Below are 14,329 nucleotides of genomic sequence, written 5' to 3'. Positions count from 1 at the left end.
GATAAACATTTATTTTTTTATGATTAATCAATTCAATCTTTTTTAATTAATATCAATAAAAATCTTTAATTTAGTAAAGAGCAATGAGCAAGCAAATTAGATTTAATGCCTTTGAAATGAACTGTATTGCGCATCAATCGCCTGGATTGTGGCGTCACCCTCAGGATCGCTCGACTGAATATAAAGACCTCGAATATTGGACCGATTTGGCCCAGATCTTAGAGCGTGGCAAGTTTGATGGGGTTTTTATTGCCGATGTTTTAGGTATTTATGATGTTTATCATCAATCAGCAGAACATGCGCTCACAGGTGCAGTACAAGTTCCCGTCAATGATCCCTTGCAAATCGTACCTGCTATGGCAGCAGTCACCAAACACTTAGGCTTCGGTCTGACGACTTCGATTTCGTTTGAACACCCTTATCCCTTTGCACGGCGCATGAGCACTTTAGATCACCTGACCAAAGGTCGCATTGGTTGGAACATCGTCACCTCATACTTGGAAAGTGGCTCAAAAAATTTGGGGCTTAAAACGCAAGTCAGTCATGACCAACGTTATGACATCGCTGATGAATATTTAGAAGTTCTCTATAAACTTTGGGAAGGTTCTTGGGAGCAAGATGCTGTGCTGCGTGATAAAGAAAAAGGTATTTTTGCAGACCATCGCAAAGTTCACCCAATCAATCATCAAGGTCAATATTTTAGCGTTCCCGGCATTCATATTTGCGAACCTTCACCACAACGCACCCCTGTACTCTACCAAGCAGGCGCATCTAGTCGTGGACAATTGTTTGCCAGCCAAAATGCAGAATGTGTATTTATTTCTGCGCCAACTAAAGCCGCGGTGAAAAAACTAGTGCAAGGCATTCGTTCCAACCTAGTTGAACAAGGCAAAGATCCTCATTCGATTTTGATCTATACCATGCTGTCGATTGTAGTGGATGAAACCGATGCAAAAGCCCAAGCAAAATTCAAAGAATATCAAAACTACGCCAGTTATCATGGCGGCTTAACTTTGGCCTCAGGTTGGTCAGGGGTCGACTTCTCGCAATTCCATGCAGAAGACAAAGTTGAATATATTCATACCAATGCGATTCAATCGATGCTCGACTCTTATGTAAAAGCCGACCCGGTTCGAATCTGGACCATTGAAGAGATTGCCAAATTTATTAGTATCGGTGGCAATGGCCCAGTACTGGTGGGCTCAGCTGCAACTGTGGCTGATCAACTACAGGCATGGACGGAAGAAACCGATATTGACGGCTTTAACTTGGCCTATATTTTGGCGCATCAAAGCTTTGAAGATGTGGTGGAATATCTGGTGCCGGAACTACAGCAACGTGGCGTGTATCCAACGGAATATACCGAAGGGACGTTGCGTGAGAAACTATTTGGACAAGGCCCATTGCTGACAGAACAGCATCGAGGAGCAAGCTATCGCTATCATGCAACAGCGAAAACCAATAACAATACAGAACTCGCTTAAGTTAATACGCCACCCAGCGAGTTCTAGCCGACCTTAGACTTGATACATCGGCTTATTGTCATTTAAGGCAATAAGACCACGGATGGCACGATAGACAATCCAGATCCATGCACCAAAAATTACCGCAAAGGCAAAAGTGGTTGCAGAAACCGCAACGCCTGCAAAGGCCGTGCCGTTATCACCAGTAAAGAACAGGAATGAGAACGGAATAAAGGCAATAATATTCCAAGCCAAATACCACCAGAAGGTGCGGATCTGCCAAGTAAAGTGGCTTTCAAAAATTGAGCCTTGTACATCACTACGTTTTACATAGTTAATGATCAAGGCAATGATTGCCAACAGACCACCAGTAAAAATTGCAATGATATAAAGTACATACAGCACCAAGGTCAAAGTACGGTTTGGATCTTGATCAACGGAATAATTCATTTTTATTTATCTCCAGAAACAAACTCCCTCAATCAATAGAACACATTGAGCGGAGAAATTAGCCAACATATCAATAGTATATGGAAGACTATGGTACAGAAATAAATCTTACGAAACGGTTGTTTTTGTGTTTTATGTCTCAGTTTTTGCTGAGCAAGCCAACCACCGCACCATCCACCCAAAGAATCCACGATATGTAAGGTCTGCTCTGGAATACGCCGATTGCCCAACTGCGCAGCTTCTTTATCTTGCGCATACAGCCAATAACTCAACACATTCATTAAGCTGACAAATAATAAAGTATACGGTGGCAGCAATTTACTAAAGCTTGCAATCACCATAAAAACAATATAAATCACAATACCAATCTGCATCGCAGACCAGCGTTTCGACGCTGTAGGCTGACTCGGACGAGCACGATGCTCAATCACCTGCGATGCTTTTAAATATGTCGCCTGCTGAGCGCGATAACGACCGCGCTCATCCAGAATCACCACATATTCCAAGGCGCAACCGACCAAGGGTCGCGGTCCTGTGCGAGCAAAGTCTTTGATATGGATAAAGACACGATCTTTTGCTGTGTCATTGGGTTGGATAAAGCCATAGCCTTTATCATCAAACCACTCAACTAAACGACCTTGATCTCGCATGTCTATTCCCTAAGCTGTGATTCGTTGTAAACGGTCTTGTAACATCATGCGCATTTCCAGCGGATCTTTTTGCAAAATATCATCGCCGGTACGCCCTTGCTCGGCATTTTTCTGCGCCACTTGTAAGCGCATGCTCCAGAAACGGCACGCCGCCATTGCCAAGAAGATATTTAAACAGGCCAATTCATCAACGGTGAGCTGACGAATACTTTGATAGGCCGCAAGAAAGGCATCGGCCTTGGCTTGATCTAAATGCGCTTGTGGATAGGCAGTACAGAAATCATTGATACTAATCGCAATATCAAATAACCATTCATCTTGATTCAATTCATAAAAATCAAGAATACCCTGTAGTTGATCGCCTTCAAACAAGGTGTTATCTCTAAATAAATCCGAATGAATAAAGCCCGTAGGACGGTCTGGATGCTGCTGGGTAATTGCCGCAAACTGCTGGAACACCTGAGCTAATAATTTCTGATCTTGCGCATTCATTTGTGGCTTAAGTTGTTCAGCGACATCTGACCAATATTGATGATTACGATTAAAATCACGTTCTAAAGGAAAGCCTTGTAACGCCAAATGCAATTTTGCCTGTGCTTGTGCAATCGCCTGAATTTGGATAATGCTGGCGTCTTCCGGATGCTCACCCATCAGGCGCGGCGCAATTTGTGCAGGTTTATCTGCAATACTATGAATGGCCTGACCACTATGCTTTAAAGGCACTGCCACAGGTACACCTGCCTCACCCAAACAATCCAGTACAGGTACTAGCTCACCTGCACCTTCAGCATCTAATTCTTCAAAAACCGTTAAAACATATTGTTTCTGTGATTGATCCACCAAAAAATAATTGGTGTTTTGAATACCGCCTTGGATTGGAATCAGGTCAATCACCGCTAAACCATAAGGCCCAGCAAAGGCTTGAACTTCTTCTAAACTCAACGGGGTATAAACCGACATGGAAAACCTGCAAAAAATAGCTGTGAAGTTTGATAGAATACCTGTTCCCTCCATGAAGGTGTAGCACCCCTTTCTTTATTGGCGATTTTTTGGAAAATTTTATGCTCGCAAAACGTATTATCCCTTGCTTAGATGTTGATAATGGTCGAGTCGTCAAAGGCGTTCAATTCCTTGATATTCGTGACGCAGGTGACCCTGTTGAAGTCGCCCGTCGTTATAACGAACAAGGCGCCGATGAAATTACCTTTTTAGATATTACTGCTACCCATCATGGACGCGACACCACTTACCGTACCGTAGAACGCATGGCCGAAAGCGTTTTTGTACCATTAACTGTGGGTGGTGGTGTCCGTAAAGTTGAAGATATCCGTTTATTGTTGAATGCAGGTGCCGATAAAGTCAGTATCAACTCGGCTGCCGTGTTTACTCCTGAGTTTGTCCAAGAAGCTTCACAACGCTTTGGTGCACAATGTATCGTGGTTGCGATTGATGCGAAAAAAACTGGCGAGAACAAGTGGGAAATTTTTACCCACGGCGGTCGTAAGCCTACAGGCATCGATGCGATTGAATGGGCGGTGAAAATGGCCGACTTCGGTGCAGGCGAACTGCTGATTACCAGTATGGATGCCGATGGAACCAAAGCAGGCTATGACATTGCCTTAATGCGTCAGATCAATGATCGTGTCAATATCCCGACCATCGCTTCGGGTGGTGTAGGCAACTTACAGCATTTGGCTGATGGCATCTTAAAAGGTGGTGCAGATGCAGTACTTGCTGCTTCTATTTTCCACTTTGGCCAACACACCATTCCAGAAGCAAAACAATATCTTGCCGCACAAGGCATTGAGATGCGTCTTTAATTAGATGAGCCATAAAAAACCTCTCGAGCGAGAGGTTTTTTTATTTAAAAATAGCTGTATACAGATAAAAAAATACCTTGCTGAGCAAGGTATGGAAACTGCGTTATACAACGCTAGAGGGTAAGCACAATATCATTATTTTGAACAAATTCTGAGCATTTAAAATGCTTGAGCTAAATTAGCGAGAAAAAGAGTAAAGATATTGACATTAAAAACCAATTTTATTGACAATTCACGACATACCTCTATTTTTATCGTCATGATTTGTCAATAAAAGCCTGCTCAGCCCACTAGATCAATCGAATTTAGGCCACCGATTCTTGCGATTGTTTTTGCGGTTGCTCAGCTACAGGTGCTTCCACCAATTTTGGTTTTTGCTCGACCCATTTTGCAGGAAAAACGGATTCAATCGCTTGCGTCAATGCTTTAGACAAAGCTGCTGGCAATGCAATACCTAATGGATTAGCCTCTTTTAAATCCGCAGAAGACACCACACGGGTACCCATCACATAATCAAACCATGGACGCGTCACACACCAGTTGGCATCTTGGTTTGAATTCATATGATGATCATAATGCCAAGGAATGGTTCGTTTTGCCCAATCTGGCTCTAAGTGTGCACGACGATGTACATAATAATAGTTGCCTGCACTATACAGTGCTGCCAAAGACATGCCTTTTGAAATTGGATAAAACGCCACACTGGCAACGCCTGCCACGACAGCCAATGACATGATTTCATTACGGGTACGCCAATGCTCCACGCCCTCAACATAGCAATCATCCGAAAACTGCTGTTTACGTACTTCACGATGATGCGCCCAGTGCGATTCCATGCTTTTCGGTACAGGGCTATAACGTGGCTGCCCCGGACGATGTACCCCATGCAAAATGTATTTATGTGCAAACCATTCAAAGGCATTTGCAACAGCCAAACCTGCGATAAAACCCTTAATCATGGTTTTCTCCAAATGTTTCCTTATTTTTATTAAAGATATAAATTTTTGTAGGCGAAGTATTGACGATACGATATATTTATATTGACAAAACACGACAAGATAAGGAGTGGACAGGATGTCTCAACTCAAGAACTATACAGGCTCTGTTTTTGGTGGTTTGGGGCATTTATTAAAAGCATATTGCGAAGCAGAGAACATCCATATTCCTGAACAATTACAACAGGTTCAAAACCTAGAGCGCTTTGATTATGTGATTTGGCGAGATTTGCTAGAAGATCTAAACCGACTGCATCCGAAGAGTGGTCTAGGCTTGGAAATCGCAGCATATGTACAACCCAAACACTTAGGTATCATTGCCTATCTGGCTTTATCCTGTGAAAACCTCGGTGAAGCTTTGGCACGCTATCATGATTTTCATCGCCTGATTTATGATGGCAGCCCCTTAGTGGTTGAATTTAATCCTCCCTATGCGTCAATTCGTTGGGAAGCTCCTGAACCACATCCGACCCAACTGACCGATGAAATTGCAATTGCCCTGATGGTACAGTTCCTTAAACTGTTTATGTCGGGTGACACGATTCATTTGCATGAAGTGCATTTCGTCAATGCTGCACCAAAAAACATCAGCATTTATGAGCAATATTTTCATTGTAAAGTCCGTTTTGAACAACCAAAAACCCAATTATTGTTACCAGTCAGCGAAGCTTTTAAGCCACTGCGAACAGGCGATCACACCTTGCAGCAATTGTTGTTACAGCAAGCCCAAGCCTTGCTGGATAAACTGCCTAATTCGACTCAACTGGATCAACGGCTACAACATGCCATTTTGACAGGTCTACAAAAAAACCAATATCAAATCGATTTTATCGCCGAAAAACTTGGCCTTTCTGTGCGTCAATTACAGCGTCATTTACAACAACAACGCACCACTTTTCAGGAGCGAGTGCAGCAAGTACGTTTTATGCTGGCGACCGAATATTTAAAAGATCCTCATCTGAGTTTGCAAGAAATCGCACTGCTACTCTGTTATTCTGAACAAAGTGCTTTTCAGCGAGCTTTTAAGATTTGGACGGGGCAAACCCCGCAACAGTGGCGAAACAACAACATAACTTACAATTCGTAATAAAAATACTGACGAACTAACGGTTTCGCAACTGATCGATTTTTTTGCCCGTTTTATATAAGAGCCTATATACCTATGTGAATTAGTTCACAATTTTTTCACTCAGGTTAAACATATCCATAATAAATTTTGGATGCTTGCTTTTTTATTTTTTTATAACTGATGTGGTGATAACAATGAACAAATATTTAGCAGAATTTTTGGGAACCTTTTGGCTTGTTTTTGGTGGTTGTGGTAGTGCTGTGCTTGCAGCTGCATTTCCAGAACTTGGCATTGGCTTCTTAGGTGTTGCATTAGCGTTTGGTTTAACTGTTTTGACAGGTGCTTACGCTTTCGGTCATATTTCTGGTGGTCACTTTAACCCTGCTGTCAGTGTAGGCTTATGGGTAGGTGGACGTTTTGACTCTAAAGATTTAGTCCCTTATATCGTGTCTCAAGTGATTGGTGGTGCGCTTGCAGCATTCGTGCTGTACATCATCGTACAAGGTCAAGCAGGCTTTGCAGGTACTGGCGGTTTCGCAACCAATGGTTATGGTGAACTCTCTCCAAACCATTTCTCTGTCGCATCTGCATTCTTGATTGAGGTTGTTTTAACTGCATTCTTCTTAATCGTGATTATGGGAGCAACGGATCGTCGTGCACCTGCTGGCTTTGCGCCAATTGCGATTGGTTTAGCTTTAACATTGATCCACTTGATCAGTATTCCAGTCACCAACACATCTGTTAACCCTGCACGTAGTACGGCAGTTGCGTTATTTGCTGAGACTGCAGCAATCAGCCAACTTTGGTTGTTCTGGGTTGCACCAATCATCGGTGCCATCATCGGTGCAGTGATCTACAAATTCGTGGGCAGCGAGAAAGACTAAGCGCAATACACCCCATAAAAAACCAGCCTGTAACGGCTGGTTTTTTATTTATAAGAATGGATTCTCAATGTCCTGCTCAGGCTTTCTGCCAATCTGTTCAGGAAGTTGTTCTTTTTCCAGAGCGGTAACCACATCATTAATAAAGCTTTGCAATACCTTTGCCGTTTTCAGCCCTGCCTGATCTTTGGTAATCTGTAAATTGCCATATAAGCTCACGCAATCGACCTGATTTTCCAAAGTCAGATCATAAATTGCTGAAGATTCATCACCCTGTTCAAAAGGCTTAAACATCTTTTTTCTCTCATTGTTGTTGTCTATCCCACAACATGATCCATGCAGGATGACTTTGCAAGATGTTCTACATTATCTCAACATTTGTAAGAAATACTGCAGTAGTGCATTTACCAATTGATTGATCAAGGCTTGTTTGGTCTCTTCATCAATTTGTGGGAATTTGCTTTCTGCGGCCTCAGTCTGCTGTGAAGTAAATTCACGTTGCTGCACTTGAATGGCATCCGTTTTAGCTTCTTCCGCACACTGACTCTGTCCATCCCAATGCGAATAACTGATGTCTTTATTCGGCTTCACTTGTACTGCAGAAAGTGGCAATTGATAAACATTACGCTTCTGTTGCTCCGTCAATTGAGGGAACAAGTTGATGCCAAGTTTCTCTTCCAAATAGCAAACACTGACCACTTTGACCTGCTGAGAATTATTATTTGGCGCATAGTAAGCACCAATAATCCCTTGCTTGGGTAAATACACCGCTTTATATACCGCAGTTGGGACAATCACGCCCTTACCAATAGTTTTCAGGCGTTTACCTTCAAATACTGGCCCTGTCAGTACATAGGCATCTTTATGTTGTTTGGTCACAACTGAACGTACCGCTTCTTCTAACTTACGCCAAACTTCCTGATTATTTTTAGGTGCTTGCGGAACCATATTGGCTAAAGAAAAGCTGTCGTACTGTGCCGCAGTATTATTCATATCACCATTGGGTGCCATATGCCCACGGTCATAGCCCGAACCACGATAGTCAGATAACAACGCCCGATGTGCAAGTTTGACCCGTGTTTCTTCGTGGAAATTATCTTCACGTTTAATCTTGATACTTAAACGTTCAGGTGTCAGATATTCTGCCGACCAAAGTGGTGTCTTGGAAATACCTGAATACATCACATTAAAATCATTAAAGCACAAGGCATAGCTGTCTTTTTTCAGACTGTCTTTGCTTAATAACGGTGGAACATCACGATAAAATTGCTTTAAACAAGCACCATTACTGGATTGAAATGGCATCAACTTCGAAATTTTTTCACTACCAAATGCGATCGCAAAACTTCCTGTCGCGACCAAAGCCAACACCATCTTTCCAATATTTTGGCTCAAAAAAGCAAATGGTGTTTTACTCTTTCGAGTTGGTCTCTTTGCCATAACTACATCAAAATCAATACGAACGCGCAGCTTAACAACTCAAAAGCCCTATGTATATTGAGTTTCAGCCCAGAGCGACACTTTATGTCGCAAATCTGTACACTTGATCTACAGACAATAAAAAAGGCACGCTCAGGTGCCTTTTTTATGCGTTTTTCTTAAATTTCGATCTGACTACCCAACTCCACTACACGGTTGGTTGGGATCTGATAGAAGTCACTCACAGGACTGGTATTACGCTGCATCGAGATGAATAACTTTTCACGCCACGGTGACATGCCATCACCCACGGTATGCACGATACGATCACGTGAAATGAAGAAACTCATTTGCATCATATCGAATTCAAAACCAAGCTCCTTATAAGCTTGCTCTAATGCATTCGGCACATTCGGCTGATCTTTAAATCCGTAGTACATATAAATTCGATAAAAATGCTCATCCAGTTTTTCAACTTTTAAGCGATCTGCTTCTGCTACATACGGAATATCTTGGGTGTACACCGTGACCATCACATTACGTTCATGCAGCACTTTATTGTGCTTGATGTTGTGTAACATCGCATGCGGCACAATATTCGGTGTACCTGTTAAGAAAATCGCTTCACCTGGTACGAAATGAGTTTCTTTGCTCATGCCAATACTTTTGATAAACAATTCAATTGGCAAGGCATTGGTTTCCATACGGTTATAGACAATTTCGCGACCACGTTTCCACGTCATCAAAATGGTATATACCACCACACCAATCAAGATCGGCACCCAGCCGCCTGAGAGGATTTTCAATGAGGTTGAACCGACAAAAATTAAATCAATAATCAGGAACGGCACCGCAAATATGGCCACTTTCCATAACGGCCAACGCCATACCCCATAGGCTAAAGTCGAGATTAAAATCGTACCGCAGAGCATGGTCATGGTCACCGCTACACCATAAGCACTCGCCAATTCTGCACTGCTTTCAAACAGTAAAATCAGAATCACCACCGAGATAAACAGCACCCAGTTAATAAAAGGCAAATAAATCTGCCCTTGTTCCACATCCGAAGTATGGTGCACAGTTAAGCGCGGTAAATAGCGTAATTGAATGGCTTGGTTCGCCATCGAAAATACGCCTGTAATGACTGCTTGGGAAGCAATCACAGCTGCTGCTGTTGCCAAGCCAATCATCGGGAATAAGGCCCAATCTGGAACCAGTAAATAGAACGGGTTTTCAATGGCTTTAGCGTCGCGTAATAGCAATGCACCTTGGCCTGCATAGTTCAAAAGCAAACAAGGAAGCACCACCAAGAACCACGCCAGTTTAATTGGCACGCGCCCAAAATGTCCCATGTCTGCATACAACGCCTCACCACCGGTCATGGTCAGAATCACGGCCCCCATGGTGATAAAGGCAACTGTCGGTTGATCAAAGACAAAATGGAATGCCCAATACGGATTGACCATCATCAAGACATACGGGGTCTGGATGATACTCCAGAGACCAATCAAACCAATAGACGCAAACCATAGCAGTGTAATCGGTCCAAAGAATTTCCCCATGGTGGCGGTACCATGCCGCTGCACCATAAATAATGCCGTGAGGATACCCAAAGCAATCGGAACCAACCAACGATCTAAAGCAGGTGTCACCAGACTTAAACCCTCAATCGCAGACAGTACTGAAATTGCTGGGGTAATGATCCCATCACCAAAAAACAGTGATGCGCCGATAAAGCCCAATGCGATCAGAAAGATTTTATTTTTATTGCTAAAAACAGAGGACCGTAGGTTGAGTGCGAGCAGTGACATGATCCCGCCTTCACCATTGTTGTCCGCACGCATGATCATTGAGACGTACTTAAAACTAATCGTTAGGTTCATACACCAGAAGATCAGCGAAAGAATACCTAAAATTGAACCTTCACTGATATCAACATGCCCTGTGACAAAGCATTGCCGTATTGCATAGAGTGGACTGGTTCCAATGTCTCCAAATACCACCCCTAATGCTGCCAGCGTCATCGCGGGCAATGCGGCTTTTTTTGCAGTACTTTGCATATGATGTTGTCTTCAAAATTGAACGTTATATGGCGCAATATTATCACTAGCCAAAAAGTTTTTCTGCAAATCTGTTCGACTACAACTTGGCAGCGTGCATTTTTTTGGGTACTATCGCACACCTTGGTGAGGTGTCCGAGTGGCTGAAGGAGCACGCCTGGAAAGTGTGTATACGTTTGCGCGTATCGAGGGTTCGAATCCCTCTCTCACCGCCAAGATTCTGTTTTAAAAACACCGAAGTACACCTAAAAGGCTTAAATCACAATGGTTTAAGCCTTTTTTAATGTTCTTTTAAATCCTTGGCTATCCTTGTACTCCTGAAACATCATGGGGGACAAGTGGGGGATGATTTGGTTATACTATAAATCGTCCCCCAAATTCCAAAGAAATAGCTAAAAATGCTGACAGATGCTCACGTTAGAAAAATAAAACCGCTTGAAAAGAAAAAGCGTTATGCCGATGAAAAAGGGCTATACCTTGAGGTCACGCCTTCAGGTGGAAGGTTCTGGCGATTGAAGTATCGCTTCAATGGTCGTGAAAGTACTTTAACCATTGGAAGCTATCCAGAAATCTCATTAGCTCAAGCTCGTCGCACCCGTGATGAAGCTCGTATACAGCTTTATAAAAATATTGATCCTAATGCCATAAAGAATGATCGCCTTCAGCAAACTGATGAAAGTAAGCTATTTAGAGTCCTTGCGATGGAATGGATGGAAGATCGTAAAGCCGTCATAAAAGAAGCAACTTATCTACGTGATTTATCTGTTTTCGAAAAAGATATATTCCCTGCATTGGGTAACATGCCCATTGATCAGATCAAAGGGAAAGATGTGCTTGCCTGCGCTAAAAAAATTGAAGCACGTGGTGCGCAAGAAATGGCCAAACGCTCCATTCCTTTAACTGGGCGTATTTTCCGTTTTGCGATTCGTAAAGGATTGATTGAGAATGATCCAACCCCTCACCTTCACGAAGCCTTAAAGCCTCGTAAGGTGAAGCATATGGCTCGATTGGATATTTCAGAATTTCCTCCTTTCCTTGAGCGTATGGATCGTTATCATGGTAATCCTGTGATTAAAACAGCATTACAACTGATGACTTTAACTTTTGTTCGAACTGCTGAACTCAGAATGATGAAATGGGAGGAAATCGATTTTGAGAATAAGATATGGCGTATACCAGCCGAAAAAATGAAAATGGCTTTACCTCATCTCGTTCCATTATCTACGCAAGCAATTGAACTACTAGAGAGCTTATTACCGCTCACAGGCAGAAAGCCCTATGTTTTTTATAACCACAGCACAGCCAAGCCTATGAGTAGCAATGCAATTTTGTGCGTGATCCGTACGATGGGCTACAACGGTAAAATGACTGGACATGGCTTCCGTGGACTTGCATCTACAACCCTACATGAACAAGGCTACATGCACGATGCGATTGAAATTCAATTAGCTCATAGAGTCGGTAATGCGGTTTCACAGGCGTATAACCATGCTCAGCATTTAGAATACCGAACCAAGATGATGCAGGAATGGTCTGATTTTATTGATAGTTTAAGAAATAAAATTGTGCCTTTTCCTAAGCATAGAAGAGCTTAGATCGAAAGCCACGCTCTTACCAAAGTAATAGAATTAGTATTAGAACTTGGGATTTATATACGAAAGGGATGTTATTTCTTTACCACAGTATGAGCATTTATAGATGCCTCTATATGAAGGAGCTAGATTTAAATGCTCATGTTTTTTCAAGATCTTGTTTTGCTTTTCACCTATTAGGACATAATTATGCCCCAATATATTCATACAACTCGTCTTAGTCATTTTTTAGAAACCAAAAATTAATTTGTTCAACAATATCATATTTATAATTGATTCAAGCATTTATAAATACCATCTAAGGCTTTCAAATATCTGATATTCTTCCTAGCACTGTGCAATCATTCAGATTAATGATTATAGAAATAATATTATAAGGATGTTGAGATTTCATTATTGGCTCACTCCATCAATTTGTACTTTAGAATAAGGCCCACTACTTTCACCCCAAGAAATCAAACGGCCTTCAAACTCAGGTACTAAAAACTCAATTAATTGATTTAAATCATGTTTATATATCTTATCGACCTCAGGCTGTTGAGTATATTTTTGATAGCGTTCTTTCCATTTACCTGAGCTATCTCTTTCATTTAATAAATTGGGTTTTCCTGTTACTTTTAAAGTAAGCATGAAATGCTTAATGTAAGCTGGATGATGTTCCATTAAGTTATGAGCCACACTCACCATTTCATTTATATTATTACCTACAGCATAACCAAATTTTGCACTTAAAATTGAATTGATCACTGTTTTATAGGGTGCATGTAAAAGATATTTAGGTGTACTAATTCCCATTAGCTCAAGCTCTTTACGAATAGAGAACCACTCATAGTTGAATTGATTGTCGGTAAGATAATGAGTTTTTATCCATAGTTCAGTAAAATCAACCAATAATTCAGATTTAGTTTTTGATGGGACTAGCGTATCAATATCAACCTGTTCTAATGATTCAATATACTTTTGAACTTTTAGTTTATCTTTTTGATTCTTACTCTCTTGTAAATAACTATGTTGTAAGCCTAATTTTTGCTTTAACTTTCGATATTCTGACTCATAATCAAAAAAGTATATTTGCTTTGTTGCTTCGTTCTGGACTAAGTTTTTAAATTCGACGAACTCAGTATTCCACTGATTAACGATTTGATTATTCTTTATTTCAGGCTTTAAATAATGACACTCTAAAGTAAAAACTTTTGTTTTAATTGATTGAGCGACTGTAGAATCATTCACTACAAATGCATTTGCATTATTGTTGTAGTAAATATCTTGCATTGACTGCTTCTTCGCTTTTTCTGTGGGTTCAAAATGATTAAAAATCCACAGTAAGCAAGCATTGTTATCTTGATAAAAAATCTTACGATCAATAATCACATTCAAAAAAGTTGTAGAAAGTTGTCCTTCAAAAACAACTAATTGCTTTTTATATAATGACGATACATCTGGTCTACGCCATTGTTTTAAGTCAATGCTTTTACGAACTTGCTCAATATGAATATCACTAAAAGCCTCATCTGCTTGAAGACTCTTATATATATTCTCTTTTAGCAATTTATGTTGTCGAGTTTCTTTCGCAATTTGATATTTTAAAGCAGTTTTTTCTTGCTCTGATAACTGCTTGATATGTTTTACAGGACATTGAAAAGTGGGGTTATTTTCCAACTCAGGAATATGTTTAAAAAAGAAAGTTGCAGAGGAGTTGACCTGCATGTGATCTGTGCGTCTTGATAGAATTACAGGTGATTGGCACCAAGCACAAGTTAAATGTGGCTTGGTTTTATCTCGTTTATATCGTTCCCTTATTTGACTACGCCATTGTGTAAGCTCCATTTCAGATTGTTGGAAGAATACATCCACATCAATCCACATATTTTGATCTGTATCAATGATATGAACTAGCTTCATGACTTCTCCAACGACCTATAAATTAGCT

At 41.2% G+C, this 14,329-nt stretch carries 13 protein-coding genes and 1 tRNA gene; 6 read left to right on the top strand and 8 right to left on the bottom strand.

Features of this window, described 5'->3' with window-relative positions; genetic code table 11:
- Positions 1-83: 83 nt before the first annotated feature.
- Positions 84-1,484, top strand: a complete 1,401-nt coding sequence (locus GBI66_RS05830; protein WP_151715465.1) for an LLM class flavin-dependent oxidoreductase — start codon at positions 84-86, stop codon at positions 1,482-1,484.
- A 33-nt stretch (positions 1,485-1,517) separates the two neighbouring features.
- Here the strand turns inward: GBI66_RS05830 and GBI66_RS05825 are convergent, their stop codons facing one another.
- The 3 genes from GBI66_RS05825 to GBI66_RS05815 are packed head-to-tail and all read right to left on the bottom strand — an operon-like array spanning position 1,518 to position 3,523.
- Positions 1,518-1,913 carry a hypothetical protein gene (locus tag GBI66_RS05825; protein WP_151715464.1) on the bottom strand — a complete coding sequence of 132 codons (396 nt, stop codon included), beginning with the start codon at positions 1,911-1,913 and terminating at the stop codon, positions 1,518-1,520.
- 32 nt (positions 1,914-1,945) lie between these two features.
- Positions 1,946-2,563, bottom strand: coding sequence for a DUF1294 domain-containing protein (locus GBI66_RS05820; protein ID WP_005209318.1), 618 nt, complete (start codon positions 2,561-2,563; stop codon positions 1,946-1,948).
- Between the two features lie 9 nt (positions 2,564-2,572).
- The gene (locus GBI66_RS05815; protein WP_151715463.1) at positions 2,573-3,523 is read right to left on the bottom strand and encodes a homoserine kinase; all 951 of its coding nucleotides are present in this window, start codon (positions 3,521-3,523) and stop codon (positions 2,573-2,575) included.
- 101 nt (positions 3,524-3,624) lie between these two features.
- Here GBI66_RS05815 and hisF point away from each other — a divergent pair, with 101 nt between their 5' ends.
- Positions 3,625-4,383 carry an imidazole glycerol phosphate synthase subunit HisF gene (gene hisF / locus GBI66_RS05810; RefSeq protein ID WP_004657307.1) on the top strand — a complete coding sequence of 253 codons (759 nt, stop codon included), beginning with the start codon at positions 3,625-3,627 and terminating at the stop codon, positions 4,381-4,383.
- 305 nt (positions 4,384-4,688) lie between these two features.
- On the opposite strand, the gene GBI66_RS05805 is transcribed toward hisF, so the two are convergent.
- A complete protein-coding gene (locus GBI66_RS05805; RefSeq protein WP_005185684.1) occupies positions 4,689-5,342 on the bottom strand; it encodes a sterol desaturase family protein in 654 nt (217 codons plus the stop codon).
- Between the two features lie 115 nt (positions 5,343-5,457).
- On the opposite strand from GBI66_RS05805, the gene GBI66_RS05800 reads away from it, so the two are divergent.
- Both GBI66_RS05800 and aqpZ read left to right on the top strand, forming a co-directional pair.
- Positions 5,458-6,465, top strand: coding sequence for an AraC family transcriptional regulator (locus tag GBI66_RS05800; RefSeq protein ID WP_151715462.1), 1,008 nt, complete (start codon positions 5,458-5,460; stop codon positions 6,463-6,465).
- A gap of 176 nt (positions 6,466-6,641) precedes the next feature.
- The gene (aqpZ, locus tag GBI66_RS05795) at positions 6,642-7,331 is read left to right on the top strand and encodes an aquaporin Z (RefSeq protein ID WP_005185688.1); all 690 of its coding nucleotides are present in this window, start codon (positions 6,642-6,644) and stop codon (positions 7,329-7,331) included.
- 48 nt (positions 7,332-7,379) lie between these two features.
- On the opposite strand, the gene GBI66_RS05790 is transcribed toward aqpZ, so the two are convergent.
- The 3 genes from GBI66_RS05790 to GBI66_RS05780 all read right to left on the bottom strand — a co-directional run bounded on the left by GBI66_RS05790 (position 7,380) and on the right by GBI66_RS05780 (position 10,807).
- On the bottom strand, positions 7,380-7,622 hold the full coding sequence (locus GBI66_RS05790) for a hypothetical protein (RefSeq protein WP_151715461.1): 243 nt from the start codon (positions 7,620-7,622) through the stop codon (positions 7,380-7,382).
- Between the two features lie 72 nt (positions 7,623-7,694).
- On the bottom strand, positions 7,695-8,768 hold the full coding sequence (locus GBI66_RS05785) for a DNA/RNA non-specific endonuclease (protein WP_151715460.1): 1,074 nt from the start codon (positions 8,766-8,768) through the stop codon (positions 7,695-7,697).
- Between the two features lie 158 nt (positions 8,769-8,926).
- The gene (locus GBI66_RS05780; protein ID WP_005209331.1) at positions 8,927-10,807 is read right to left on the bottom strand and encodes a potassium transporter Kup; all 1,881 of its coding nucleotides are present in this window, start codon (positions 10,805-10,807) and stop codon (positions 8,927-8,929) included.
- Between the two features lie 125 nt (positions 10,808-10,932).
- Here GBI66_RS05780 and GBI66_RS05775 point away from each other — a divergent pair.
- Positions 10,933-11,022, top strand: a tRNA-Ser gene (locus tag GBI66_RS05775).
- Positions 11,023-11,205: 183 nt separating this feature from the next.
- Positions 11,206-12,402, top strand: a complete 1,197-nt coding sequence (locus GBI66_RS05770; protein ID WP_009391962.1) for an integrase arm-type DNA-binding domain-containing protein — start codon at positions 11,206-11,208, stop codon at positions 12,400-12,402.
- Positions 12,403-12,792: 390 nt separating this feature from the next.
- On the opposite strand, the gene GBI66_RS05765 is transcribed toward GBI66_RS05770, so the two are convergent.
- Positions 12,793-14,301 carry a DUF6035 family protein gene (locus GBI66_RS05765; protein WP_151715459.1) on the bottom strand — a complete coding sequence of 503 codons (1,509 nt, stop codon included), beginning with the start codon at positions 14,299-14,301 and terminating at the stop codon, positions 12,793-12,795.
- Positions 14,302-14,329 lie beyond the last annotated feature (28 nt).

It is taken from the genome of Acinetobacter sp. TUM15071 (genome assembly GCF_008980925.1).
Classification (GTDB): domain Bacteria; phylum Pseudomonadota; class Gammaproteobacteria; order Pseudomonadales; family Moraxellaceae; genus Acinetobacter; species Acinetobacter dispersus.
The sequence above is the reverse complement of the archived record's forward strand: the minus strand, read 5'-3'. Positions and strand labels throughout refer to the sequence as shown.

Bases quoted from the DNA above. Each gene is read 5' to 3' on its own strand.
- hisF (WP_004657307.1), top strand. From the start codon at position 3,625: ATGCTCGCAAAACGTATTATCCCTTGCTTAGATGTTGATAATGGTCGA.
- GBI66_RS05780 (WP_005209331.1), bottom strand. From the start codon at position 10,807: ATGCAAAGTACTGCAAAAAAAGCCGCATTGCCCGCGATGACGCTGGCA.
- GBI66_RS05765 (WP_151715459.1), bottom strand. From the start codon at position 14,301: ATGAAGCTAGTTCATATCATTGATACAGATCAAAATATGTGGATTGAT.
- GBI66_RS05785 (WP_151715460.1), bottom strand. From the start codon at position 8,768: ATGGCAAAGAGACCAACTCGAAAGAGTAAAACACCATTTGCTTTTTTG.
- GBI66_RS05770 (WP_009391962.1), top strand. From the start codon at position 11,206: ATGCTGACAGATGCTCACGTTAGAAAAATAAAACCGCTTGAAAAGAAA.
- GBI66_RS05815 (WP_151715463.1), bottom strand. From the start codon at position 3,523: ATGTCGGTTTATACCCCGTTGAGTTTAGAAGAAGTTCAAGCCTTTGCT.
- aqpZ (WP_005185688.1), top strand. From the start codon at position 6,642: ATGAACAAATATTTAGCAGAATTTTTGGGAACCTTTTGGCTTGTTTTT.
- GBI66_RS05805 (WP_005185684.1), bottom strand. From the start codon at position 5,342: ATGATTAAGGGTTTTATCGCAGGTTTGGCTGTTGCAAATGCCTTTGAA.
- GBI66_RS05830 (WP_151715465.1), top strand. From the start codon at position 84: ATGAGCAAGCAAATTAGATTTAATGCCTTTGAAATGAACTGTATTGCG.
- GBI66_RS05800 (WP_151715462.1), top strand. From the start codon at position 5,458: ATGTCTCAACTCAAGAACTATACAGGCTCTGTTTTTGGTGGTTTGGGG.
- GBI66_RS05825 (WP_151715464.1), bottom strand. From the start codon at position 1,913: ATGAATTATTCCGTTGATCAAGATCCAAACCGTACTTTGACCTTGGTG.
- GBI66_RS05820 (WP_005209318.1), bottom strand. From the start codon at position 2,563: ATGCGAGATCAAGGTCGTTTAGTTGAGTGGTTTGATGATAAAGGCTAT.
- GBI66_RS05790 (WP_151715461.1), bottom strand. From the start codon at position 7,622: ATGTTTAAGCCTTTTGAACAGGGTGATGAATCTTCAGCAATTTATGAT.